Below are 23433 nucleotides of genomic sequence, written 5' to 3'. Positions count from 1 at the left end.
ATTTTGTATGTTAATGCAAAAAAATCCGGCCTCGCCGCCGCCCTTGCGTTCAGCCGTGCCGGCTGCGGCTGTCCGCGGGGGCTTCGTCGCGTTCGCTCATGCCGTAGTCGCGCAGCACTTGCGCCACGCGCAGGCGGTAATTCTGGAACACGCCGCCGCGTCCCGCTTCCTGCGCGCGGCGGTGCGATTCCAGCGAGCGCCAGCGCTTGACCGCGTCTTCGTCGCGCCAGAATGACAGCGACAGCAGCTTGCCCGGCGTGGCCAGGCTCTGGAAGCGTTCGACGGAAATGAAGCCGTCCACGGCCTTCAGCTCGTCGATCAGGCCGGCTGCGATGTGCAGATAGGGATCGGGGTTGCCCTGGGCGGGCTCGACTTCGAATATCACGGCGATCATGGGGTGTTGTCCTCGGAAAAATCAAATTGGGGCACGCGCGCGTTGGGCAGCGGCCGGAAGCGGAATCGGGCGGCCAGCGCGGCCGCGTCCACGCCCGCGCGCAGCAGATGGGCGAGCGCGCCGGCGGCGTGGCGGCGCGCGGCATCGCCGCCGGGACAGGCGTGCCGCTGCGCGCCGAAGGTCCAGCCCGCGTCGGGCTGGATCACGGCTGCCGCCGCCAGCACCAGCAGAACGGTCTGGCCGGCTTCGATGCGCTGCCCGCCGATGTCGATGGGGCCGGCCAGAAAGCGCCGTGTGTTGTGCAAGGGGGGATCGTGGCGCACCACGTCGTCGATCAGCGCCTGGGCGCCTTCCGGCGTTAGCGCAGCGGGCACGCCGCGCCGCCCGGCCAGGATGAGCGCGTTGCCCAGCAGCCCCGCGCCCGCCTCGCAGGATTGGAACAGCAGGCCGGCCAGGTTGGCCGCCAGCAGGGCCGGCGCGATGCCGGCTTGCTCGGCGTCGGAGCCCAGCCTGCGCAGCGCGGGCGAGGCCCGCGGCCCGGCCAGATGCGATTCCAGGCGGCCTTGCAGCCGCTCGGCGGCGGCATGGCCGGCGGCGACGCGGTCCGCGCCTGCCGCCGCGGGCAGGGCCGACAGGAAGGCGCTGATATCCGCCGCGCAATCGGCGTGGACGGCTGACGGCAAGCCCAGCAGCGCGGCCTGCGCGTGCACGGGCGCAGCGGCCAGGTAACGGTCGACGCAGGCGGCGTCCAGCGGCGCGGCGCGGGGCCATGCCGGCGGCGATGGCTGCAAGCCTTGTTCGCGGATGAACGCCGCCAGCAAGTCCTTCAGGCGCGCATGGAGCGCGCCGTCGTTCATGCGCACGAAGCGGCCGAAGAGCTCGCCCGCGGGGCCGGGGCACAGGCCCCGCGGCACCGGCTCCGCCGCGGGCCGGACGCGGGCGGCCGGATGCCGCAAGACGGCAGTGATCGTGTCGGGATGGCTGGCGACCCACAGGTCCAGCGCCGCATCCCGGTACAGCGGCCGGGCGCTCGCAAGCGCCGCGTAGTACGGGTACGGGTCGGGGTGGGTAACGGCGTCCAGCGGGTGGGCAGGTTGCATGGCGATGGCGGGCAAGGGGGTCTGGCCGCCAGTATCCGACAGCCCCGCAGGCAATGATTCGATGCAGGGCGAACTATGCCTGCGACGTGCCGGCCTCGGCCAGCAGGGCGGCGTAGCCCAGGCGCGAATCCGGCCATTGCAGCGTCAGGCCGCTGGCCCGCAAACGGGCATTGCTGAGCTTCTTGCTGCCGATATTGGCGGGCGCGGGCGCCTCGCGCGGCGCCGGGGCGCCGATCAGCCGCGCCAGGTCGGCGTACAGCGTATGCAGGGGCAGCGGCGTGTCGTCGCAGCCGATATACACCGGCGCCACGTCGGGCAGGAGCGCAAGATGGACTACCGCGGCGGCCGCGTCGTCGATGTGGATGCGGTTGGCCCAGTGCTCGGGCCGGGTGGGCGCGCCGGCCGCGCCGCTGCGCAGCCGCTCGATCAGCTGCAGCCGGCCGGGGCCATACAGGCCAGCCAGGCGCAGCGCGGTCGACGATACCGCCTGGGACGCCAGCGCGGCCTCGGCCTCCAGCAGCACGCGGCCATTGAAGCCCTGCGGCGCGGGCGGCGTATCTTCGGTGACCCAGTCGCCGTGGTGCTCGCCGTACACCGCGCTGGAGGAGACGAACACGATCCGCTTGAGACGCGAGGCGTCCAGCTCCTGCAGCACATTGCGCAGGCCGTCGATGAATACCGCGCGATAGACGCCGGGATCGCGCGCGCCCGGGGCGGGCAGGTGGATCAGCCGGGTGACGCCTTGCGGCAGGCCGGGCAGCAAGTCCGCGCGGGCGATGTCGCCCTGCAGCCATTGAATGCCGCTGGCGTCGCCGGCCGGCGGGTGGCGGCGCAGGGCGTGGACCTCGTCGCCGCGCGCCAGGAAGCGCCGCGCCACGCGCTGGCCCAGGTCGCCGCAGCCGATGAGGAGTACGCGTTCGGTCATGGTCTGTCTCGCTGGTCGGAAAAAAGGCGCCCCGCGGGGCGCCTTGTGGCCGGGCGCCGGCGCCCGATCGGATTACATGCCGCTGTAGACGGGCCCTTCGCCGCCTTGCGGCGCGACCCAGACGATGTTCTGCGTCGGATCCTTGATGTCGCACGTCTTGCAGTGCACACAGTTCTGCGCATTGATCTGCAGGCGGTCGTCGCCGTGGTCGTCCTTGATGAATTCGTACACGCCCGCCGGACAGTAGCGCGCCTCGGGGCCGCCGTACTTGGCGAGGTTGACCTTCACCGGCACGGACGCGTCCTTGAGGGTCAGGTGGACGGGCTCGTTCTCCTCGTGGTTGGTGTTCGAGATGAACACCGAACTGAGCTTGTCGAACGTAAGCTTGCCATCGGGCTTGGGATAGTCGATGCGCGCGCATTCCGAGGCCGGCTGCAAACAGGCGTGGTCGGGCTTGCTGTGGCGCAGCGTCCAGGGCATCTTGCCCTTGAGCAGCAGTTGCTCGACGCCGGTCATCACCGTGGCGATGGTGCGGCCCTTCTTGAACCACTGCTTGAAGTTGCGCGCCTTGTTCAGTTCGGCATGCAGCCAGGAGGCTTCGAAGGCCTTCGGGTAGGCGGTCAGCTCGTCTTGGCGGCGGTCGGCGACCAGTGCGTCGAAGGCGGCTTCGGCGGCCAACTTTCCAGACTTGATGGCGGCGTGGCTGCCCTTGATGCGCGATGCGTTCAGGAAGCCGGCTTCGCAGCCGACCAGCGCGCCGCCCGGGAACGTGAGCTTGGGCAGCGACAGCAGGCCGCCGGCCGTGATGGCGCGCGCGCCGTAGGCGATGCGCTTGCCTCCCTCGAACGTGCCGCGGATGGCGGGGTGCGTCTTGTAGCGCTGGAATTCGTCGAAGGGGGACAGCCAGGGGTTGGCGTAGTCCAGGCCGACGATCATGCCCACCGCCACCAGGTTGTTGTCCAGGTGATAGAGGAACGAGCCGCCGTAGGTGTCGGAATCGAGCGGCCAGCCGGCGGTGTGGATGACCAGCCCGGGCTTGGATTGCGCGGGATCGACTTCCCACATTTCCTTGATGCCGATGCCGTAGGCCTGCGGATCGCGGCCCTCGTCGAGCTTGTAGCGTTCGATCAGCTGGCGGCCCAGCTGGCCGCGCGCGCCTTCGCCGAACACCGTGTAGCGGGCATGCAGTTCCATGCCGGGCTGGTAGTGATCGGTGCGGCTGCCGTCGCGGGCCACGCCCATGTCGCCCGTGACCACGCCGCGGACGGCGCCGTTTTCGTCGTACAGCACTTCAACGGCGGCAAAGCCGGGGAAGATATCCACGCCCAGCGCTTCGGCCTGCTCGCCCATCCATTTGACGACGTCGCCCAGACGGACGATGTAGTTGCCTTCGTTGTGAAAGCACTGCGGCAGCAGCCAGTTCGGCGTGGCGCGCGCGCCGGTCTCGGACAGGAACAGGAACTTGTCCTGCGTGACGGGCACCGACAGCGGCGCGCCCTTTTCTTTCCAGTCGGGGATGAGCTCGGTCAGCGCCAGCGGGTCCATGACGGCGCCGGAAAGGATGTGCGCACCCAGTTCCGCGCCTTTCTCAAGTACGCAGACGCCGATTTCCTGATTCTTTTCAGCGGCCAGCTGCTTCAGACGGATAGCGGTGGCCAGGCCGGCGGGTCCACCGCCAACCACGACCACGTCATATTCCATCGACTCGCGTTCAGACATTTGCAAAGCTCCCCGTATGTATTCCATGTATGGCTGGAAGTATTATCGGCGATTGTATTGCAAGCCTGCCTTTGTATTTCTTTTAGCCTTCAGGAGTAATTGGTGAACCCGGACAATCTGTCTGCGCGGCTTCTTGCGGTGGGCGATACCCATCAATTGGAATTGCCTTTGCGCTGGGGCGATTCAGACGCCTTGAACCATCTGAACAACACGCTGTACTTCCGCCTCATGGAAGAGGCGCGCATGCAGATCCTGTATGCCGCCGGCTTCGAGCTGCCCGCCGACAACGGCGCCATCCTGGCCCATGCGTCCTGCGATTTCCTGCGTCCCCTGACGTATCCGGCCACGGTCCGCGTCACCCACAAAGTGACCCGCATCGGCCGCTCCAGCGCGGAATTCGAGCTGCTGCTCGAGAAGGTCGGAGACCCGGCAGGCCCCTATGCGCGCGGGCGCAACGTGCTGGTCTGGATGGACTACGTGGCCAATACGTCCGCGGCGTGGCCGCCCGAAGTCCTGGCGCAGATGGCGACGCAGTTCACGCCGGCCGCTTGACGCCGGGGCATGGGGCCGCGGGGGGACCAGCCAAAATAGCGCGTGCGTTGGCCGGGCATGCCGGTAAAATCTAGCGCAAAATCACAAAAGCAATAAGGGCGCGCCACCCTCGGCGCCGCCGCTCCAGGGACACCGGGCCTCGTCGCGATGCCCACGGAGACGGCGCCGGCATCCGCGCCCCAAGGAAAAACAGGGCTTGCCCCGATCTCCCGGTTCTTTGCGGGAACCCAGCGCGCAAGCGCCGGGGCGGGCTCTCTTCAGTTCGACCTTAACTAGGAGTTGGAGCGATGGACAAGGTTTTTGCAAGCGCCCAGGAGGCGCTGGCAGGCATCGTCAAGGACGGTCAGATGATCGCCGTGGGCGGTTTCGGCCTTTGCGGTATTCCCGAGGCGCTGATCGCCGCGCTGCGTGATTCGGGCGTCAAGGATCTCACCTGCATCAGCAACAATGCGGGCGTCGACGGTTTCGGCCTGGGCCAGCTGCTCAATACGCGCCAGGTGCGCAAGATGATCGCGTCCTACGTGGGCGAGAACAAGGAATTCGAACGCCAGTACCTGTCGGGCGAGCTCGAGCTTGAGTTCACGCCCCAGGGCACGCTGGCCGAGAAGCTGCGCGCCGGCGGCGCCGGCATTCCCGCGTTCTTCACGCGCACCGGCGTGGGCACCATCGTGGCCGACGGCAAGGAAATCCGCGAGTTCGACGGCCACCAGTACGTGATGGAGCGTTCGCTCGTGCCGGACGTGTCGCTGGTCAAGGCGCACATCGCCGACCGCAGCGGCAACCTGGTGTTTCGCAAGACGGCCCGCAACTTCAATCCGAACGTCGCCATGGCCGGCAAGTTCACGGTGGTCGAAGTCGAGGAAATCGTCGACACCGGCAGCCTGGACCCGGATCAGATCCACCTGCCCGGCATCTATGTGCAACGGATCGTGCTGAACACGACCCCCGAAAAGCGCATCGAACAACGCACCACTCGCCCGGCCTAAGGAGAAGACGACATGGCATGGTCCCGCGATGAAATGGCGGCGCGCGCGGCGCGCGAGCTGCAAGATGGCTTTTATGTGAACCTGGGCATCGGCCTGCCCACCCTGGTGGCCAACCACGTGCCCAAGGGCGTCGAGGTCTGGCTGCAGTCCGAGAACGGCCTGTTGGGCATCGGCCCGTTCCCCACCGACGACGAGGTCGACGCAGACCTCATCAACGCCGGCAAGCAGACGGTCACGACCTTGCCCGGCTCCTCGATCTTCTCGTCGGCCGACTCGTTCGCGATGATCCGCGGCGGCAAGATCAACCTGGCCATCCTGGGCGCGATGCAGGTCTCCGAAAAGGGCGACCTGGCCAACTGGATGATCCCGGGCAAGATGGTCAAGGGCATGGGCGGCGCGATGGACCTGGTGGCCGGCGTCGGCCGCGTGGTCGTGCTGATGGAACACGTGGCCAAGAAGAAGGACGGCACGGAAGACATCAAGCTGCTGCCCGAATGCAACCTGCCGCTGACGGGCGTGGGTGTGGTCGACCTGATCATCACCGACCTGGGCGTGATGGAAGTCACCGAAAACGGCCTGAAGCTGCTTGAAACGGCGCCAGGCGTGACGGTCGACGAGATCAAGTCCAAGACGGCCGCGAAGCTGGACGTGTCGGCGGTCAGCTGAGTTCCAGTCCCCTGCAGTGCAAACGCCCCGCGAGGGGCGTTTTTCATGGGCGCGCCGGCCTGCGGCGCTAGGCGGTTTCCTTGAGCAGCATGCCCACGTGGGGAATGCCGTCTTCGATGTATTCCTCGGTGACCGGCACGAAGCCGTGCCCGCCGTAATACCCCTTCAGGCGCGCCTGCGCGCCCAGGTAGACGGGCTGGCCGGGCCAGATGCGCTGCGCCTCGACCTTGGCGCGGCGCATCAGCTCATGCCCCAGGCCCGTGCCGCGCGCCGCCGGAGCGGTGATCACCCGGCCGATGACGGCCTGGCCGTCGTTCAAGCCGGGTTCCAGCAGCCGGCAGTAGGCCACGAGCTCGCCGCCCGCCCAGGCCATCAGGTGCTCGGTCTGCCCTTGCAGGTCCTTGCCGTCCATATCCAGAAACACGCAGTTCTGTTCCACCACAAAGACTTCCGAGCGTAAACGCAGAATGGCGTAGAGCTCGGCGGCGGTCAGTTCGGCGTGGGGCTTGCAAGTCCAGGCGGGCAACATTCGGGCGGTTCCAAGGGTCGGAAAAGCGGAGGGCAATAAGCGTACCTCAAACCGGCCCCGATTCTTTTCCAGCACTGTTACATATTTTCACGGGTATACCCTTAGTATGAAAATCTATTTTCTTATCTAAAATTTGTGTGTAAACAGATTTACATAAACTTCCGCTACGACCCCTCCCTCTTCGATGACCAAGGCCGCACTTACGATCGCTGACCGGATCGCCCGGGCACAACCCGCGCTGAGCCGGACCCAGCACAAGATGGCCGAGTACGTGTTGGCGCACCAGTTCCGCGCCGCCACCATGACCATCGACGAGTTCGCGGCCGCGGTGGGGGTGTCGGTGGCCACGGCCAACCGCTTCGCGCGGGCCCTGGACCTGCCGGGCTACCCGCAATTCCGCGCCGAACTGGCGCGCGGCTTCGAAGCCGCGCTGGAGCCCGTCGAAAAGCTGCGCACCGAACTGGCGCATTCCGCCAGCGCCGTGCAGATTTTTGCCGCCACGCTGGAAGAAGACATCCGCAACGCGCAGCGCACGCTGCAATCGCTGGACTCCGCGGCCTGTGAGCAGGCCGTCGAGGCCATCCTGGCCGCCGACCGCGTGTTCATCATCGGCTTTGGCGCCAGCGGCTTTCTGGCCGGCTTGCTGCAGCGCGGCCTGTGCATGCACCTGCATTCCGTCGAATCGCTGGCCGGTCCCGGCGGCGTGTCGCACGCGGCGCGCCAGATGTCGCGCATGACCAGCAAGGATCTGGTGATCGCCATCGGCTTTCCCCGCTACCTGGCCGACACCGTGACGCTGGCGGGCGCTGCCAAGCAGGCCGGCGTGCCGGTGCTGGTGCTGACCGACAAACCCACGTCTCCGCTGGCGCCCACGGCATCCGTCGTGCTGTACGCGCTGTCCGCGCGCCAGCTGATCCCCAATTCCGAAACCGCCGCGCTCGGGCTCATCGAAGCCCTGTCCTCCGCGGTGGCCTATCGGGCCAAGAATTCCGTCGCGGCCGCCGCTGGGGTGACCCAGTCCGTGATGCCGTGGCTCATCCATGGAGTAGGTAAACGATGATGCAACCCGTGATTGCCATTCACGGTGGCGCCGGCGCGATGTCCCGCGCGGCCATGTCGCCCGAGAAAGAACAGGAATACCTGAGCGCGCTGGAATCCATCCTGGCCGCCGGCCAGGCCGTGCTGGCCAAGGGCGGCAGCGCGCTTGACGCCGTCACCGAAGCCGTCCGCCTGCTGGAAGACTGCCCGCTGTTCAACGCGGGCCATGGCGCCGTGTTCACCAGCGCCGGCACCCACGAGCTGGATGCCTCCATCATGGACGGCGCCACGCTGCGCTCGGGCGCCATCGCCAACGTGAACTGCGTGCGCAATCCGATCTTCGCCGCGCGCAAGGTCATGGAAAACAGCAAGCACGTCTTCTTCGTGGGCGAGGGCGCCGAAGCCTTCGCCCGGCAGGAAGGCCTGGAAATCGTGGACCCGTCGTACTTCTCGACCGAGGCCCGCCGCGAGCAGCTGCTGCGCGTGCAGCGCGAGACGCCGGACGCCGCCGTGCTGGACCACGACGGGCAGGCCATGGTCGCCCGCGGCCAGCCCGCGCCGGCCGATCCGCTGGACGCCGACAAGAAGTTCGGCACGGTGGGCGCGGTGGCCGTGGACGCCCAGGGCAACCTGGCCGCCGCCACCTCCACCGGCGGCATCACCAACAAGCAGGTCGGCCGCGTGGGCGACGCGCCGATGATCGGCGCGGGCACTTACGCCAGCAACAAGACCTGCGCCGTCTCCACGACGGGCACCGGCGAGATGTTCATCCGCATGGTTGCCGCCTACGACGTGGCGGCGCAAATGGAATATTGCGGCGCCTCGCTGGAAGCGGCGGCGGACCGCGTCGTGATGGAAAAACTGCCCACCATCGGCGGCAAGGGCGGCCTGGTGGCCGTCGACGCCCAGGGCAATGTGGCCTTGCCGTTCAACACGGAAGGCATGTATCGCGGTTACGCCCGCGTCGGCGAAAAGCCGGTTGCCGCCATCTACCGATGAGCGGCGGCGGGTTCTGTTTTGATTTTGGGGATTACTAAAGATGGTTGATCGCGCAAACAGCCTGGCGCTGCCGGATAACCGCGTGGTCCAGGTCGACGACCTGACGGTGCGCTTCGTGGGTTCGGAGCGCACGGTCGAAGCCGTGCGCAACTTGTCGTTCCATGTGGACCGGGGCGAAACCCTGGCCATCGTGGGCGAATCGGGTTCGGGCAAGTCGGTGACGTCGCTGGCCCTCATGCGCCTGGTGGAACATGGCGGCGGACGCATCGCCCAGGGCAGCATGGCCCTGCGCCGGCGCAACGGCTCCGTGATCGACCTGGCCGGTTCCAGCCAGCGCGTCATGCGCAATGTGCGCGGCGCGGACATGGCCATGATTTTCCAGGAGCCCATGACCTCCTTGAACCCGGTGTTCACGGCCGGCGACCAGATCGCCGAGTCGATCCGCCAGCACCAGGGCAAGGACGCCGCGGCCGCTCGCGCCGAGGCGCTGCGCATGCTGGAGCAGGTGCGCATTCCGGAAGCCAAGTCGGTGCTGGACCGCTACCCGCACCAGTTGTCGGGCGGCATGCGCCAGCGCGTCATGATCGCCATGGCGCTGGCCTGCAAGCCGGCGCTACTGATCGCCGACGAGCCCACCACCGCGCTCGACGTCACCATCCAGGCCCAGATCCTGCAGCTGATCCGCCAGCTCCAGGAAGAGATGCACATGGGCGTGGTGTTCATCACCCACGACATGGGCGTGGTCGCCGAAGTGGCCGACCGCGTGCTGGTCATGTACCGCGGCGACAAGGTCGAGGAAGGCCCGTCCGAGCAGGTGTTCGCCGCGCCCCGCCACAGCTACACGAAGGCGCTGCTGTCGGCCGTGCCGAAGCTGGGCGCCATGCAGGGCACCGACATGCCCGCGCGTTTTCCGCTGCTGCAGGTGGAAGGCCAGGTCCAGCCCGTGGCCGAGCCCGGCGCGGCCAGCACGCAGGAAGTGCCCGCAGCCAAGCGCGAGCCCATCCTCAGCGTGCGCAACCTTGTGACCCGCTTCGATCTGCGCGGCGGCATCCTGAGCCGCGTGCAGCGCCGCGTGCACGCCGTGGAGCAGGTCAGCTTCGACCTGTACCCGGGCGAAACGCTGTCGCTGGTGGGCGAGTCGGGCTGCGGCAAGTCCACGACCGGCCGTTCGCTCTTGCGCCTGGTGGACAGCCAGGGCGGCGAGATCGAGTTCGGCGGCCGCGACATCGTGCGCCTGAAGAACAACGAGCTGCAAGCCCTGCGCCGCGACATCCAGTTCGTGTTCCAGGACCCGTTTGCCTCGCTGGATCCGCGCGTGACCGTCGGCTTCTCCATCATGGAGCCGCTGCTGGTGCACGGCGTGGCCAAGGGCCGCGACGCCGAGCGCCGCGTGGCCGAACTGCTGGAGCGCGTGGGCATGCCGCCTGAAATGGCGCAGCGCTATCCGCACGAATTCTCGGGCGGCCAGCGCCAGCGCATCTGCATCGCGCGCGCCCTGGCCCTGAATCCCAAGGTCGTGATCGCCGACGAATCGGTGTCGGCGCTGGACGTGTCGATCCAGGCGCAGATCGTGAACCTGCTGATCGACCTGCAGCGCGACATGGGCATTTCGTTCCTGTTCATCTCGCACGACATGGCCGTGGTTGAACGCGTGAGCCACCGCGTGGCGGTGATGTACCTGGGCCAGATCGTCGAGATCGGCCCGCGCCGCGCGATCTTCGAGAACCCGCAGCATCCCTACACCAAGAAGCTGATGTCGGCGGTGCCGATCGCCGATCCGGCGCGCCGCCACTTGAAGCGCACCTTGTTGTCCGACGAAATTCCCAGCCCGATCCGCAAACTGGGCGACGAACCGGTGGTGCATCCGCTGGTGCAGGTCGGGACGGATCATTTTGTAGCCCGCCACCCCGTCGGCGGAGCGTATTGAGTCAGCAGTTGACCTTGTTTTTCTTCCAACAAACCCCCTAATTCCATTCCGGAACCAGGAGTTGCAATGATGAAAGTTCTGCGCCCCACCAAGCTGATGGCCGCTGCCGCGGTGGCCTTCGGCGTGCTCACGTCGCCGTTGGCGCATGCTGCCAAGGACGTGACGTTTGCCGTCTCCATCGCGCTGGAAACGCTCGATCCGTACAACACCAACAGCACGCTGAACCAGGCGGCCGGCAAGGCCTACTACGAAGGCCTGTTCGAGTTCGACAAGGACCTGAAGGTCCAGAAGGTGCTCGCCACCGACTACACCGTCAGCGAAGACGGCCTGGTCTACACGTTCAAGCTGCGTCCCGGCGTGAAGTTCCATGACGGCACCGACTTCAACGCCGAAGCGGTCAAGATCAACTTCGATCGTCCGGCCAACCCGGAAAACCGCCTGTCGCGCTACATCCAGTTCAGCGTCATCGAGAAGACCGAAGTCGTCGACCCGATGACCATCAAGATCACGCTGAAGAAGCCGTTCTCGGCCTTCATCAACGCGCTGGCCCACCCGGCCGCCATGATGATCTCGCCCGCCGCCCTGGCCAAGTACGGCAAGGAAATCGGCTTCCACCCCGTGGGCACCGGCCCGTTCGAATTCGTCGAATGGAAGCCGGCCGAGTACCTGAAGGTCAAGAAGTTCGACGGCTACTGGAAGAAGGGCTACCCCAAGGTCGACACGCTGACCTTCCGCACCGTCACCGACAACAACACCCGCGCCGCCGTGGTGCAGACGGGCGAAGCGCAATTCGCCTTCCCGGTGCCGTTCGAGCAGGCCGCCGTGCTGAAGAAGAACGAAAAGCTGGACGTGGTCGACCACAAGAACTCGATCATGGCCCGCTACCTGTCGATGAACACGCAGCAAAAGCCGTTCGACAACCCCAAGGTGCGCGAAGCCATCAACTACGCCATCAACAAGGACGCCCTGGCCAAGGTCGCGTTCTCGGGCTACGCCACCGTCGTTGACGGCGTCGTGCCGCAAGGCGTGGACTTCGCCCACAAGACGGGCCCGTGGCCCTACGACCTCAAGAAGGCCAAGGCCCTGCTGGCCGAAGCCGGCTACCCCAATGGCTTCGAAAGCCAGCTCTGGTCCGCCTACAACGACGGCACCTCGGTGAAGGTGGTTCAGTTCCTGCAGCAGCAACTGGCTCAGGTCGGCATCAAGGTCTCGGTGGAAGTGCTGGAATCGGGTCAGCGCGTGCAGCGCGTCCAGCAGGTGCAAAAGCCTGAAGACGCCAAGGTCCGCATGTATTACGCCGGCTGGTCGTCCTCGACCGGCGAAGCCGACTGGGGCCTGCGTCCGCTGCTGAGCACCCCCGCGTTCCCGCCGGTGCTGAACAACGTGTCGTACTACTCGAACAAGTCGGTCGATGACGGCATCCAGCAAGCGCTGGCCACGACCGATCGCGCCAAGAAGACGGAAATCTACAAGAACGTTCAGGAAACCATCTGGAAGGACGCCCCGTGGGCCTTCCTGGTGACCCAGAACAACTTGTACGTGAAGTCGAAGAACCTGTCGGGCGTGTACGTGGAGCCGGACACCTCGTTCTGGTTTGGCGACATCGACCTGAAGCAGTAAACCAAGCAGTAACTCTCAGGGCCGCAAGGCCCGTGTAAGGCCACATACGGCGGGGGCGCGGTGTCCCCGCCGATGTTGCAGGAATTTCAATGCTGACCTACATCGTCAAACGTCTTTTGGGCATGATCCCCACGCTGCTGCTGGTAGCCGTGGTTGTGTTCCTGTTCGTGCACATGCTTCCGGGCGACCCGGCGCGACTGGCCGCGGGCCAGGAGGCCGACCAGCAAACCGTCGAGCTCGTGCGCCAGGAACTCGGGCTGGATCTGCCCCTGCCGCAGCAGTTCGTGCGCTACTTCAGCAACATGCTGCAAGGCGACCTCGGCACCTCGTTGCGCACCAAGCGCCCCGTCTCGACCGAAATCGCCGACCGCTTCATGCCCACCTTGTGGCTGACGCTCGCCAGCATGGTGTGGTCAGTGACGTTCGGCATGATCATCGGGATCGTATCGGCGGTCTGGCGCAATCGCTGGCCTGACCGTCTTGGCATGACGCTGGCGGTGTCGGGCATCTCGTTCCCCGCGTTTGCGCTGGGCATGATGCTGATGCAAGTATTCTCCGTGAACCTGGGCTGGCTGCCGACCGTGGGCGCCTCGACCTGGCAACACTACATTCTGCCGTCCATCACGCTGGGCGCCGCGGTGGCCGCCGTCATGGCGCGTTTCACCCGGGCATCCTTCGTGGAGGTCATCCAGGAAGACTTCGTGCGCACTGCGCGCGCCAAGGGCCTGACCGAACGCCGAGTCGTCATCAAGCACGCGCTGCGCAACGCGCTGATTCCCGTCGTGACCATGATGGGCCTGCAGTTCGGCTTCCTGCTGGGCGGCTCGATCGTGGTCGAGACCGTGTTCAACTGGCCCGGCCTTGGCCGTCTGCTGGTCGACGCCGTGACCCAGCGCGACTATCCGGTGATCCAGGGCCTCGTGCTGCTGTTCTCGCTGGAATTCATCCTGATCAACCTGATTGTCGACGTGCTCTATGGCGTCATCAATCCCAGCATCCGTTACAAGTGAGGCGGCCATGAGCAATACGACATCCGCCACGAGCATTGCCGCCGTTCCCAAGAACGACGTGCGCACGCCCGCCACCGAATTCTGGCGCAAGTTCAAGAAGCAGAAGCTGGCCGTGGGCGCCGGCGTCTTCGTCCTGCTGCTGGTCGTGGTCGCGGCCTTCGCGCCCTGGATCGTGCCGTTCGACGCCGAGAATTTCTTCGACTACGACGCGCTGAACGCCGGCCCCTCGCTGACCCATTGGCTGGGCGTGGACTCGCTGGGCCGCGACATCTTCAGCCGCATCGTGATGGGCGCGCGGATCTCGCTGGCCGCCGGCTTCCTGTCGGTCGCCATGGGCGCCGTCGTCGGCACCTTCATGGGCCTGATGGCAGGCTACTACGAGGGCTGGTGGGAACGCATCACGATGCGCGTCTCCGATGTGCTGCTGGCCTTCCCGGGCATGCTGCTGGCCATCGGCGTGGTCGCCATCCTGGGCTCCAGCATGATCAACGTGATCGTGGCCGTGGCCGTGTTCAGCGTGCCCGCGTTCGCCCGGCTGGTGCGCGGCAACACCCTGTCGATCAAGCAGATGACGTACGTCGAAGCGGTCAAGAGCGTGGGCGCGTCCGACTGGACCATCATCATGCGCCACATCCTGCCCGGCACGATCTCGCCGATCGTGGTGTACGGCACGATGCGCATCGGCACGTCCATCATCACGGCCGCCAGCCTGTCGTTCCTGGGCATGGGCGCATCGCCTCCCACGCCGGAGTGGGGCGCCATGCTGAACGAGGCGCGCGCCGACATGGTGATCGCCCCGCACGTGGCGATCTTCCCGGCGCTGGCGATCTTCCTGACGGTGCTGGCCTTCAACCTGCTGGGCGACGGCCTGCGCGACGCGCTCGATCCCAAGATCGACCGCAAGTAATCCCTCGCCGCGGGAGCCGCTAGCCTCGACAGGGGCGCCCCGCCGCCGGGCCGCCCCAAGGCGGGGCAGCCCCCTCGGGGGGCAGCTAGCCCCGACAGGGGCGCGGCGTGGGGGCCCTTTTCCCCCCCCCCCGCGGCGTTTTGCATTGAGGCGCGTGGCGACACGCGGCAACCATGGACAAACAAGCGCTGGAATTTCCCCGCATCGGCGTGCTGCCGTCGGGACCGCTGGATACGATCTGCGACGTGGGCGATGTGACGGTGGGACACTGCACCCTGGCCGACGGCCCCGTGCAGACCGGCGTGACGGTCGTGCGTCCGCACGGCGGCGACCCCTATCTGAACAAGGCGCCGGCCGCCGCGACCGTGCTGAACGGCTTCGGCAAAAGCACGGGCCTGATCCAGGTGCAGGAGCTGGGCGTGCTGGAAACGCCCATCGCGCTGACCAACACCTTTGGCGTGGGCACCGTCGCCAACGCGCAGATCCGCCACGCGGTGGCCGCCAACCCCGGCATCGGGCGCGGCATGGCCACGGTCAATCCGCTGGTCTTCGAGTGCAACGACGGCTACCTGAACGACATCCAGGCGCTGGCCGTGCAGGAGGCGCATTACGCCGACGCGCTGGCCGCCGCGGCCAAGCCGTTCGGCCAGGGCGCCGTGGGCGCGGGCCGGGGCATGTCGTGCTTCTCCTTCAAGGGCGGCATCGGCTCGGCCTCCCGGGTGGCTTCCATCCAGCCCGGCCTGCGCTACACGGTCGGCGCGCTGGTGCTGTCCAACTTCGGCCGTCTGCCCAACCTGACGGTGGCGGGCCGGCCGTTCGGCCGCCGGCTGGCTGACCGGCTGGACCGCGGGCTGGCGCAGCAGGGCGAGAACGCCGCGATCGTGCCCGAGAAAGGGTCCATCATCCTCTTGCTGGCCACCGATGCGCCGCTGGACTCGCGCCAGCTGCGCCGCCTGTCGCTGCGCGCGGGCGCCGGGCTGGCGCGCACCGGCTCGGTGTTCGGGCACGGCAGCGGGGACATCGCGCTGGCGTTCTCCACCGCCTACACGATCCCGCAGTTGGCCGAAGCCGCCATGCCCGCGCTCGCCATGCTGCACGAAGCGCGCATCGATCCCTTGTTCGAGGCCGCCGCCGAAGCCTGCGAGCAGGCCATCATTTCCGCGCTCTGGCACGCCGAGGGCGTGACCGGACGCGACGGCAACCACCGCGCCGCGATCCGCCTTGCCGCGCCCGAATGGCGCCAGTGGCTGTCCGACACCGAATTCTGAATTCCTCGAAGGCTGATCCCATGAAGATCCTGATTTCCACCGATATCGAAGGCGTCGCCGGCGTCTTCCACCCCGAACAGGTCCGCGCCGGCAATGGCGAATACGAGCGCGCCCGCGCCTGGATGACGGCCGAGGCCAACGCGGCCGTGCAAGGCGCGATCGCCGGCGGCGCCGAAGAGATCCTGGTCAACGATTCGCACGGCGGGTTTCGCAACCTGCTGCCGGACGGCTTGGACGAGCGCGCCCGCGTAGTGCTGGGCAAGCCGCGCTACCTGGGCATGATGGGCGGTTTGGAAGAGGGCTGCGACGCGGTCTTCATGATCGGCTACCACTCGCGTTCGCAGGGTCGCGGCATCCTGGCCCACACGATCAACAGCTTCGCGTTCGCGCGCGTGTTCATCAACGGCATGGAACTGGGCGAAGCCGGCCTGTACGGCGCGCTGGCCGGCGAGATGGGCGTGCCCGTCATCCTGGGCACCGGCGACGACGTGTTCATTTCGGAAACCCGGGACACCTTTCCGGGCGCCGAATGGGTGCAGACCAAGGTCGCGCACGGCCAGGGCAGCGGCGTCACCCTGTCGCCGGCCGCTTCGCGCCGCGCGATTGCCGCCGCGGCCGAAACCGCCGTGCGCAACCTGAAGAAAGCCGTTCCTTTCCGCATTCCCGCCCCTATAGAATGCCGGTTGCAGACGCAGAGCGCGGCCCTGGCCGACCTGTTCTGCATGTGGCCCACGCTGGAACGCGTGGACGGCGTCACCTTGCGATTCACCACGGATAGCATGCAGGCCGCCGTCCGCACGCTGAACAGCCTGGCCGCCATGTCTTTCATGTTGCGCTAAGGATCACTCCCCCATGTCTAGCACCGACGCCCGTATCGCCCAATTGCGGCAGGCCATGAGCCGCCGCGGCCTGTCCGCCTATGTCGTTCCTTCTTCGGACCCCCATCTGTCCGAATACCTGCCGGCCCGCTGGCAGGGGCGGCGCTGGCTGTCGGGCTTCACGGGCTCGGTGGGCACGCTGGTGGTCACGGCCGACTTTGCCGGCTTGTGGGTGGACAGCCGCTACTGGGTGCAGGCCGAGGCGCAGCTGGCCGGCACCGGCGTGCGGCTCATGAAGATCGCGCTGGCCACGACGCCCGGCCATGTGGACTGGCTGGCCGCCAACACGAAGGCGGGCGACGTCATCGGCGTGGATGGCCAGGTGCTGGGCCTGGGCGCTTTCCGCGCCTTGTCCGCCGCCGCGGCAACCTCCGGCGCCGCGCTGGAAATCCGCGAGGACCTGCTGGACGAAGTCTGGCCCGACCGCGCCGGCCTCCCGGACGCCCGGATCTACGAACATGTGGCGCCCGAAGCCTGCGTCGCCCGCGCCGACAAGCTGGCCCAGGTCCGCGAGGCCATGCGCGCGCAAGGCGCCGACGTGCACTTCATCTCCACGCTGGACGACATCGCCTGGCTCCTGAACCTGCGCGGCGCGGACGTCGACTACAACCCCGTGTTCGTCGGCCACGCGCTGATCGGCCTGGATCACGCCACGCTCTTCGTGGCCGCGGGCAAGATCGACGGCACTCTGCGCGCCACCCTGGCCGCCGACGGCGTCGAGGTCGCGGACTACGCGCAGGCCGCGGATGCCCTGGCCTCGCTGGAACTCGACCAGAAGCTCCTGATCGACCCGGCGCGCGTGACCTGCGGCGTGTTCCACGCGATGGATCCGGCGGTGCCGCGCATCGAAGCCATCAACCCGTCCACCCTGCTGAAGTCCAGGAAGACCGACGCCGAACTGGCCAATGTGCGCCAGGCGATGGCGCAGGACGGCGCGGCGCTCTGTGAATTCTTCTCCTGGTTCGAAGGCGCGCTGGGCAATGAAACCATCACCGAGCTGACGATCGACGAGCGGATCACGGCTGCCCGCGCCCGCCGGCCCGCCTACGTCTGCCCCAGCTTTGCCACCATCGCCGGCTTCAACGCCAACGGCGCCATGCCGCACTACCGCGCGACGCCCGAATCGCACGCGACCATCGAGGGCGACGGCCTGCTGCTGATCGACTCGGGCGGCCAGTACCTGGGCGGCACCACCGACATCACCCGCGTGGTCGCCGTGGGCACGCCCAGCGCCGACCAGAAGGTCGACTTCACGCTGGTGCTCAAGGGCATGATCGCGCTGTCGCGCGCGTCGTTCCCGCGCGGCACGCCGTCGCCCATGCTGGATGCCATCGCGCGCGCGCCCATCTGGGAAGGCGGCGCCGAGTACGGCCACGGCACCGGCCACGGCGTGGGCTATTTCCTGAATGTGCATGAAGGCCCGCAGGTCATTTCGTACCGCGCCATGCCGGGACCCCACACGGCCATGGAACCCGGCATGATCACCTCGAACGAGCCGGGCATCTATCGGCCCGGCCGTTGGGGCGTGCGGATCGAGAACCTGGTGGCCAACCGCAGCTGGCTGACTTCGGAACTGGGCGAATTCCTGTGCTTTGAAACGCTGACGCTCTGCCCGATCGACACGCGCTGCATCGAGCCCTCGCTGATGCGGGCGGACGAGATCGCCTGGCTGAACGACTACCACCAGACAGTGCTGGAACGCCTGTCGCCGCTGGTCGAGGGCGAGGCCCTGGCCTGGCTCACGCTGCGCTGCGCGGCCATCTGAGCCGGTTTTTTCTGGCGTCCCCGGCCTGCCGGGACGCCAGGGCCTGGTTCATTACCGGGGGTCTTGCTTGCCGCCGCGGTACAGCGCGCGGGCGCCGATCAGGCAGCCCAGGGCAAGCAGCGCCGCATAGATCAGCAGCGTGACGCCCGCCGCGACATAGGATTCGCTGGCGAAGGCAAGCTGGTTCCAGGTCATTGCGCGCAGCGCCAGCACGCCCAGGCCGACCCCCGCCGCCTGGGCGAACCAGAACGCGATGCTGCCGTGAGCCACCGCGCGCCCAATGCGGGCGCGCCCCAGCTCGCGGGGCAGGACTTTCAGGCACGCCAGCGCGCACAGCGCCATCACGATGGCCGGCAGCACCCAGTATCCCAACGCGTATTCCAGCCAGCCTGCGCCCAGGGTGTGCATCTGCAGAAAGCCGCCCAGCGTGATCGAAATGCTCAACTGCCATGCCAGCACGGTCAGCCCGGCGATCCAGGCCGCATGCCGCCGCCCATGGACGGGGCCGCCGGCTGGGCCTGCGGGGGCCACCGTCCAGGTCGCGATGCGCACCGCCAGGCAGACGCCGATGATCTCCAGGGGGATGGTCACCGCCTTGGTCAACAGGTTCATCGCCAGGAATTGCCCGGTCACGCCGAGGCCGAACCACTCATCCAGCAGCGAGCCGCCCTTGATCAGGCTTCCCAGCATCGCGTTCTGAGCGAGGGCAAGGCCGGCCGACAGGCACAGCGTGTAGAGCGCCTGCAGGGCAAGGAAGGTGCCGAACAGCCTGCCGGGCTGGTCGACCGCCGCCGTGTCGTTGCGCGCCAGCCAGCGGCGCATGGCGCCCCACGTCGCCAGTCCGGCGATCACCAGGCTGGCCGCCATGTTGGCCAGCAGCGGGGCCAGCATTTCGGGCTGGCTGTAGCTTTCCCGGACCCGGTCGAGGTACGGCGAAGGTCCCGTCAGGGTGTAAATCTGAATGAGCGCGATGTAGCCCAGGCGCAGCAGGACGGCGGCGACGGCGAGGCGCCAGGCAAGGGAATGGGCGGAGCGGGAGAGGGTGGTCATCAGCGCTTTGCGGAAGACTGAAGGGGGCTGTCGGAAGAAAAACAGCAGCCAAAAAAATAGGGATCGACCATAGCATGGCGCCGCTGCGCGCCACGCGGCAATGTCCTGCCGAGTGCAGCCAAATGTTACGTGACCATCGCTAGGGGAAAACCCAAATAACTCCCGCCGCCCGGCTATAATCCAAATTTCCCGCACGCGCCCGCTCGTCCCGGGTGCTCATTACGATGACCAAATACGTATTTGTCACCGGCGGTGTGGTGTCTTCCCTGGGCAAGGGCATCGCCGCCGCGTCGCTCGCAGCCATCCTTGAGTCGCGTGGTCTGCAGGTGACCATGCTGAAACTCGACCCCTACATCAACGTCGATCCGGGCACGATGAGCCCCTTCCAGCACGGTGAGGTGTTCGTCACGGAAGACGGCGCCGAAACCGACCTGGATCTTGGCCACTACGAGCGCTTCATTTCCGCTCGCATGCACAAGGTGAATAACTTCACCACCGGCCAGATCTATGAGTCCGTGCTGCGCAAGGAGCGCCGCGGCGACTACCTGGGCAAGACCGTCCAGGTCATTCCGCACATCACGAACGAAATCCAGGACTTCATCGCCCGCGGCGCCGAAGCCGGCTGGAATGGCAACACCGACGTTGCCATCGTCGAAATCGGCGGCACGGTGGGCGACATCGAGTCCCTGCCGTTCCTGGAAGCCGCGCGCCAGATGAGCCTGCGCATGGGCCGCAACAACGCGGCCTTCGTCCACCTGACGCTGGTGCCCTTCATCGCCTCCGCCGGCGAACTGAAGACCAAGCCCACCCAGCACTCGGTGCAGAAGCTGCGCGAAATCGGCATCTACCCGAACGCGCTGCTGTGCCGCGCCGACCGCCGCATTCCGGACGACGAGCGCGCCAAGATCTCGATGTTCTCCAACGTGCCCCTGGACGCGGTCATCTCCGTCTGGGACGCCGATTCGATCTACAAGATCCCCGCCATGCTGCACAAGCAGGGCGTGGACAACATCGTCTGCGAAGCCCTGGGCCTGACCCCGCCGCCGGCCGACCTGTCCATGTGGGACAACCTGGTCGAGGCGCTGGAACACCCCGAGCACCAGCTAACCATCGGCATGGTCGGCAAGTATGTCGACCTGACCGAGTCGTACAAGTCGCTGACGGAAGCCCTGGTCCACGCCGGCATCCACACGCGCTCGAAGATCAACATCGAGTACATCGACTCGGAAGACATCGAAACCCGCGGCACCGACCAGCTCAAGCACCTGGACGCCATCCTGGTTCCGGGCGGCTTCGGCAAGCGCGGCACCGAGGGCAAGATCGCCGCCATCCGCTACGCCCGTGAAAACGGCGTGCCCTACCTGGGCATCTGCCTGGGCATGCAACTGGCCGTCATCGAGTTCGCGCGCCACGTCGCCGGCCTGGGCGGCGCCAACAGCACGGAATTCGATCCCTCCGCGCCGCATCCCGTGGTTGCGCTCATCACCGAGTGGATGGACCGCGAAGGCAAGGTCGAAAAGCGCGACAATTCGTCCGACCTGGGCGGCACCATGCGCAAGGGCGCGCAACGCGTGCCGATCAAGGCGGGCACCCGCGCCCAGACCATCTACGGCGACGAAGTGAACGAGCGTCACCGCCACCGCTACGAGGTCAACAACGTCTACGTGCCGCGCCTGGAAGAGGCCGGCATGGTGATCAGCGCCCGCACGCCGAGCGAGAACCTGCCGGAAATGATGGAATTGCCCGACCACCCGTGGTTCGTGGGCGTGCAGTTCCACCCGGAGTTCACGTCCACCCCGCGTGACGGCCACCCGTTGTTCTCCAGCTATATCCGCGCCGCCATCGAGCAAAAGGCTCGCCGCGGCCAGGAGGCGTAATGCGCGCCTGCGGTCTCGAGTTCCGCGTGCGGATCCTCGGGGCCGCGGGCCGTTGCCCCGGCGCCGCCCTGTACGGCGGCGCTTCTTTCGGATACAACCAATTAGCATCGGATATGCGTCGCCCGGCCGCCTTGCGCGACACTGGCGGCGTCGCCGTATCCGGCGTCCGACCGCAACCAACGCAACTGCTCTGAAGGAACCCCATGAGTGCTTATCTCATCGCCGACGTTTCAGTGACCAAGCCCGCGCTCTATGAGGATTACAAGCGTCTGTCCACGCTCGCCATGCGCGCGTACGATGCAAAGATCCTGGTGCGCGGCGGCGAGTCCAAGCACCTCGAGGGGCGTGAGCCTGGCCGTACCGTCGTCATGGAGTTTCCGTCCATGGCCGCCGCCCAGGCTTTCTACGACTCCTGGCAGTACCGCCGTGCCCGCAATGCCCGCGAAGGTGCGGCCGTCATGAATATGTTTATCGTTCAGGGAATGTAAAGTCATGAGTGCAATCGTCGATATCATCGGCCGCGAGATTCTGGATTCGCGCGGCAACCCCACCGTGGAATGCGATGTGCTGCTGGAATCCGGCGCCATGGGCCGCGCGGCCGTGCCGTCGGGCGCATCCACCGGCGCGCGCGAAGCCATCGAGCTGCGCGACGGCGACAAGAGCCGCTATCTGGGCAAGGGCGTCCTGCGCGCCGTCGAGAACCTGAATACGGAAATCTCCGAAGCCCTGATGGGCCTGGACGCCCAGGAACAGACCTTCGTCGACCGTACGCTGATCGAGCTGGACGGCACCGAGTCCAAGGAGCGCCTGGGCGCCAACGCCATCCTGGCGGCCAGCATGGCCGTGGCCCGCGCCGCCGCCGACGAATCGGGTCTGTCCCTGTATCGCTATTTCGGCGGCAGCGGCCCCATGAGCATGCCCGTGCCGATGATGAACGTCATCAACGGCGGCGCGCACGCCAACAACACGCTCGACCTGCAGGAACTAATGATTCTGCCGGTCGGCGCAGGCAGCTTCCGCGAAGCCCTGCGCTGGGGCGCCGAAGTCTTCCACATGCTCAAGAAGCTGATCCACGGCCAGGGCATGTCCACGGCCGTCGGCGACGAGGGTGGTTTCGCCCCCAACGTGCCCAGCCACGAAGCCGCCATCCAGCTGATCCTCAAGGCCATCACCGAAGCCGGCTACGAGCCGGGCACGCAGATCGCCCTGGGCCTGGATTGCGCCAGCTCCGAGTTCTACCGCGACGGCAAGTACACCCTGGCCGGCGAAGGCGGCATTTCGCTGTCCTCGCAGGAGTTCACCAACCTGCTGGCCACCTGGTGCGACAAGTATCCGATCATCTCCATCGAAGACGGCATGGCCGAAAACGACTGGGATGGCTGGAAGCTCCTGACCGACCAATTGGGCAAGAAAGTGCAACTGGTGGGCGACGACCTCTTCGTCACCAACACCAAGATCCTGCGCGAAGGCATCCAAAAGGGCGTCGCCAACTCGATCCTCATCAAGATCAACCAGATCGGCACCCTGACGGAAACGTTCGCCGCCATCGAAATGGCCAAGCGCGCCGGCTACACCGCCGTCGTGTCGCACCGTTCGGGCGAAACCGAAGACTCGACCATCGCCGACATCGCCGTGGCGACCAACGCCATGCAGATCAAGACCGGTTCGCTGTCCCGCTCGGATCGCATGGCCAAGTACAACCAGCTCCTGCGCATCGAAGAGGAACTGGCCGAAGTGGCGTCGTATCCTGGCCTGGAAGCTTTCTACAACCTGCGTTGAAGAAGCGCGGCCGTGGCCTGACGCCGCGGCCGCTTCCACGCCACGACTGCTGAGGGTTCCCGCGTATGCGCCTGTTGTTCCTGGTGCTGTTCGTGCTGCTAGGCCTGATCCAATACCCGCTGTGGCTGGGTAAGGGCGGGTGGTTCAAGGTCTGGGATCTGCAACGCCAGGTGGCGGAGCAGCACGAGACCAACGAAGGCCTGCGCGCGCGCAATGCCGCGCTTGAGGCCGAAGTGCGGGACCTTGAAGGCGGCACCGGCGCCATTGAAGAAAGGGCGCGCGGAGAGCTGGGCATGATGCGCGACGGAGAAGTGTTCGTGCACGTCCTGCCCCAGAACACCCCGCCGCCCGCCGGCGCTTCGCTGGCGGCCGATGCCGCTGCGAAGCCCGCCGCCGCGCCCGCGCCCGCGCCCGCGCGCGCCAGCGCGCCGGCTGCCCGGCCGC

22 protein-coding genes are annotated in these 23433 nt (G+C 66.9%); 16 read left to right on the top strand and 6 right to left on the bottom strand.

Annotated features, from left to right (window positions below; genetic code table 11):
* Positions 1–49 precede the first annotated feature (49 nt).
* From ACFWP0_RS17735 to ACFWP0_RS17720, 4 genes are all read right to left on the bottom strand, one after another.
* Entirely contained in the window at positions 50–394 is a 345-nt protein-coding gene (locus ACFWP0_RS17735) for an antibiotic biosynthesis monooxygenase family protein (protein ID WP_377844178.1), read from the bottom strand.
* The gene (locus ACFWP0_RS17730) at positions 391–1494 is read right to left on the bottom strand and encodes a cytochrome (RefSeq protein WP_377844176.1); all 1104 of its coding nucleotides are present in this window, start codon (positions 1492–1494) and stop codon (positions 391–393) included. Before ACFWP0_RS17730 ends, ACFWP0_RS17735 begins: the two co-directional genes overlap by 4 nt.
* 73 nt (positions 1495–1567) lie before the next feature.
* Complete coding sequence (locus ACFWP0_RS17725; protein WP_377844174.1) at positions 1568–2419, bottom strand: NAD-dependent epimerase/dehydratase family protein; 852 nt, start codon at positions 2417–2419, stop codon at positions 1568–1570.
* A gap of 72 nt (positions 2420–2491) precedes the next feature.
* Positions 2492–4138, bottom strand: coding sequence for an electron transfer flavoprotein-ubiquinone oxidoreductase (locus ACFWP0_RS17720; protein ID WP_377844172.1), 1647 nt, complete (start codon positions 4136–4138; stop codon positions 2492–2494).
* A gap of 102 nt (positions 4139–4240) precedes the next feature.
* On the opposite strand from ACFWP0_RS17720, the gene ACFWP0_RS17715 reads away from it, so the two are divergent.
* From ACFWP0_RS17715 to ACFWP0_RS17705, 3 genes are all read left to right on the top strand, one after another.
* Positions 4241–4690 carry an acyl-CoA thioesterase gene (locus tag ACFWP0_RS17715; RefSeq protein ID WP_377844171.1) on the top strand — a complete coding sequence of 150 codons (450 nt, stop codon included), beginning with the start codon at positions 4241–4243 and terminating at the stop codon, positions 4688–4690.
* 287 nt (positions 4691–4977) lie between these two features.
* Positions 4978–5676 (top strand): CoA transferase subunit A, encoded by a 699-nt coding sequence (locus ACFWP0_RS17710; RefSeq protein ID WP_377844169.1) that lies wholly within the window; start codon positions 4978–4980, stop codon positions 5674–5676.
* Between the two features lie 12 nt (positions 5677–5688).
* Positions 5689–6342 (top strand): CoA transferase subunit B, encoded by a 654-nt coding sequence (locus ACFWP0_RS17705; RefSeq protein ID WP_377844168.1) that lies wholly within the window; start codon positions 5689–5691, stop codon positions 6340–6342.
* A gap of 67 nt (positions 6343–6409) precedes the next feature.
* Here ACFWP0_RS17705 and ACFWP0_RS17700 read toward each other — a convergent pair whose 3' ends face one another.
* The gene (locus ACFWP0_RS17700) at positions 6410–6868 is read right to left on the bottom strand and encodes a GNAT family N-acetyltransferase (RefSeq protein ID WP_377844544.1); all 459 of its coding nucleotides are present in this window, start codon (positions 6866–6868) and stop codon (positions 6410–6412) included.
* Between the two features lie 187 nt (positions 6869–7055).
* On the opposite strand from ACFWP0_RS17700, the gene ACFWP0_RS17695 reads away from it, so the two are divergent.
* The 9 genes from ACFWP0_RS17695 (at position 7056) to ACFWP0_RS17655 (ending at position 18283) form a co-directional block, all read left to right on the top strand.
* Entirely contained in the window at positions 7056–7931 is an 876-nt protein-coding gene (locus ACFWP0_RS17695) for a MurR/RpiR family transcriptional regulator (protein WP_377844166.1), read from the top strand.
* Positions 7928–8908 carry an isoaspartyl peptidase/L-asparaginase family protein gene (locus tag ACFWP0_RS17690; protein ID WP_377844165.1) on the top strand — a complete coding sequence of 327 codons (981 nt, stop codon included), beginning with the start codon at positions 7928–7930 and terminating at the stop codon, positions 8906–8908. Before ACFWP0_RS17695 ends, ACFWP0_RS17690 begins: the two co-directional genes overlap by 4 nt.
* Before the next feature lie 40 nt (positions 8909–8948).
* Positions 8949–10835 carry a dipeptide ABC transporter ATP-binding protein gene (locus tag ACFWP0_RS17685; RefSeq protein ID WP_377844163.1) on the top strand — a complete coding sequence of 629 codons (1887 nt, stop codon included), beginning with the start codon at positions 8949–8951 and terminating at the stop codon, positions 10833–10835.
* A gap of 66 nt (positions 10836–10901) precedes the next feature.
* Entirely contained in the window at positions 10902–12455 is a 1554-nt protein-coding gene (gene gsiB / locus ACFWP0_RS17680; RefSeq protein ID WP_377844161.1) for a glutathione ABC transporter substrate-binding protein GsiB, read from the top strand.
* An 89-nt stretch (positions 12456–12544) separates the two neighbouring features.
* On the top strand, positions 12545–13465 hold the full coding sequence (gene gsiC / locus ACFWP0_RS17675; RefSeq protein ID WP_377844159.1) for a glutathione ABC transporter permease GsiC: 921 nt from the start codon (positions 12545–12547) through the stop codon (positions 13463–13465).
* A 7-nt stretch (positions 13466–13472) separates the two neighbouring features.
* Positions 13473–14372, top strand: coding sequence for a glutathione ABC transporter permease GsiD (gene gsiD / locus ACFWP0_RS17670; RefSeq protein WP_377844158.1), 900 nt, complete (start codon positions 13473–13475; stop codon positions 14370–14372).
* A 173-nt stretch (positions 14373–14545) separates the two neighbouring features.
* Positions 14546–15640: a P1 family peptidase gene (locus ACFWP0_RS17665; protein ID WP_377844156.1), complete on the top strand. Its 1095-nt coding sequence runs from the start codon at positions 14546–14548 to the stop codon at positions 15638–15640.
* A gap of 20 nt (positions 15641–15660) precedes the next feature.
* A complete protein-coding gene (locus tag ACFWP0_RS17660; RefSeq protein WP_377844154.1) occupies positions 15661–16479 on the top strand; it encodes a M55 family metallopeptidase in 819 nt (272 codons plus the stop codon).
* A gap of 13 nt (positions 16480–16492) precedes the next feature.
* On the top strand, positions 16493–18283 hold the full coding sequence (locus tag ACFWP0_RS17655; protein WP_377844152.1) for an aminopeptidase P family protein: 1791 nt from the start codon (positions 16493–16495) through the stop codon (positions 18281–18283).
* A 51-nt stretch (positions 18284–18334) separates the two neighbouring features.
* Here the strand turns inward: ACFWP0_RS17655 and ACFWP0_RS17650 are convergent, their stop codons facing one another.
* Entirely contained in the window at positions 18335–19333 is a 999-nt protein-coding gene (locus ACFWP0_RS17650) for a hypothetical protein (RefSeq protein ID WP_377844151.1), read from the bottom strand.
* A 224-nt stretch (positions 19334–19557) separates the two neighbouring features.
* Between ACFWP0_RS17650 and ACFWP0_RS17645 the strand changes: the two genes are divergently transcribed.
* The 4 genes from ACFWP0_RS17645 to ftsB all read left to right on the top strand — a co-directional run.
* A complete protein-coding gene (locus ACFWP0_RS17645; RefSeq protein WP_377844149.1) occupies positions 19558–21210 on the top strand; it encodes a CTP synthase in 1653 nt (550 codons plus the stop codon).
* Between the two features lie 203 nt (positions 21211–21413).
* The gene (locus ACFWP0_RS17640; protein ID WP_377844147.1) at positions 21414–21698 is read left to right on the top strand and encodes a DUF1330 domain-containing protein; all 285 of its coding nucleotides are present in this window, start codon (positions 21414–21416) and stop codon (positions 21696–21698) included.
* Positions 21699–21702: 4 nt separating this feature from the next.
* Complete coding sequence (gene eno / locus ACFWP0_RS17635; RefSeq protein ID WP_006218107.1) at positions 21703–22989, top strand: phosphopyruvate hydratase; 1287 nt, start codon at positions 21703–21705, stop codon at positions 22987–22989.
* Positions 22990–23054: 65 nt separating this feature from the next.
* A partial coding sequence (ftsB, locus tag ACFWP0_RS17630; protein WP_377844145.1) for a cell division protein FtsB occupies positions 23055–23433 on the top strand: 379 nt, incomplete at its 3' end.

The sequence above is a fragment of the Achromobacter sp. NPDC058515 genome (assembly GCF_042721735.1).
Taxonomy (GTDB): Bacteria; Pseudomonadota; Gammaproteobacteria; order Burkholderiales; family Burkholderiaceae_B; genus Achromobacter.
The sequence above is the reverse complement of the archived record's forward strand: the minus strand, read 5'-3'. Positions and strand labels throughout refer to the sequence as shown.

What these genes read in the sequence shown, in the direction of transcription:
- gsiD (WP_377844158.1), top strand. Translation starts at nt 13,473, where the DNA reads ATGAGCAATACGACATCCGCCACGAGCATTGCCGCCGTTCCCAAGAAC.
- ACFWP0_RS17660 (WP_377844154.1), top strand. Translation starts at nt 15,661, where the DNA reads ATGAAGATCCTGATTTCCACCGATATCGAAGGCGTCGCCGGCGTCTTC.
- gsiB (WP_377844161.1), top strand. Translation starts at nt 10,902, where the DNA reads ATGATGAAAGTTCTGCGCCCCACCAAGCTGATGGCCGCTGCCGCGGTG.
- ACFWP0_RS17735 (WP_377844178.1), bottom strand. Translation starts at nt 394, where the DNA reads ATGATCGCCGTGATATTCGAAGTCGAGCCCGCCCAGGGCAACCCCGAT.
- ACFWP0_RS17645 (WP_377844149.1), top strand. Translation starts at nt 19,558, where the DNA reads ATGACCAAATACGTATTTGTCACCGGCGGTGTGGTGTCTTCCCTGGGC.
- ACFWP0_RS17685 (WP_377844163.1), top strand. Translation starts at nt 8,949, where the DNA reads ATGGTTGATCGCGCAAACAGCCTGGCGCTGCCGGATAACCGCGTGGTC.
- gsiC (WP_377844159.1), top strand. Translation starts at nt 12,545, where the DNA reads ATGCTGACCTACATCGTCAAACGTCTTTTGGGCATGATCCCCACGCTG.
- ACFWP0_RS17725 (WP_377844174.1), bottom strand. Translation starts at nt 2,419, where the DNA reads ATGACCGAACGCGTACTCCTCATCGGCTGCGGCGACCTGGGCCAGCGC.
- ACFWP0_RS17655 (WP_377844152.1), top strand. Translation starts at nt 16,493, where the DNA reads ATGTCTAGCACCGACGCCCGTATCGCCCAATTGCGGCAGGCCATGAGC.
- ACFWP0_RS17730 (WP_377844176.1), bottom strand. Translation starts at nt 1,494, where the DNA reads ATGCAACCTGCCCACCCGCTGGACGCCGTTACCCACCCCGACCCGTAC.
- ACFWP0_RS17690 (WP_377844165.1), top strand. Translation starts at nt 7,928, where the DNA reads ATGATGCAACCCGTGATTGCCATTCACGGTGGCGCCGGCGCGATGTCC.
- ACFWP0_RS17705 (WP_377844168.1), top strand. Translation starts at nt 5,689, where the DNA reads ATGGCATGGTCCCGCGATGAAATGGCGGCGCGCGCGGCGCGCGAGCTG.
- ACFWP0_RS17665 (WP_377844156.1), top strand. Translation starts at nt 14,546, where the DNA reads ATGGACAAACAAGCGCTGGAATTTCCCCGCATCGGCGTGCTGCCGTCG.
- ACFWP0_RS17650 (WP_377844151.1), bottom strand. Translation starts at nt 19,333, where the DNA reads ATGACCACCCTCTCCCGCTCCGCCCATTCCCTTGCCTGGCGCCTCGCC.
- ACFWP0_RS17720 (WP_377844172.1), bottom strand. Translation starts at nt 4,138, where the DNA reads ATGTCTGAACGCGAGTCGATGGAATATGACGTGGTCGTGGTTGGCGGT.
- ACFWP0_RS17710 (WP_377844169.1), top strand. Translation starts at nt 4,978, where the DNA reads ATGGACAAGGTTTTTGCAAGCGCCCAGGAGGCGCTGGCAGGCATCGTC.
- eno (WP_006218107.1), top strand. Translation starts at nt 21,703, where the DNA reads ATGAGTGCAATCGTCGATATCATCGGCCGCGAGATTCTGGATTCGCGC.
- ACFWP0_RS17695 (WP_377844166.1), top strand. Translation starts at nt 7,056, where the DNA reads ATGACCAAGGCCGCACTTACGATCGCTGACCGGATCGCCCGGGCACAA.
- ACFWP0_RS17640 (WP_377844147.1), top strand. Translation starts at nt 21,414, where the DNA reads ATGAGTGCTTATCTCATCGCCGACGTTTCAGTGACCAAGCCCGCGCTC.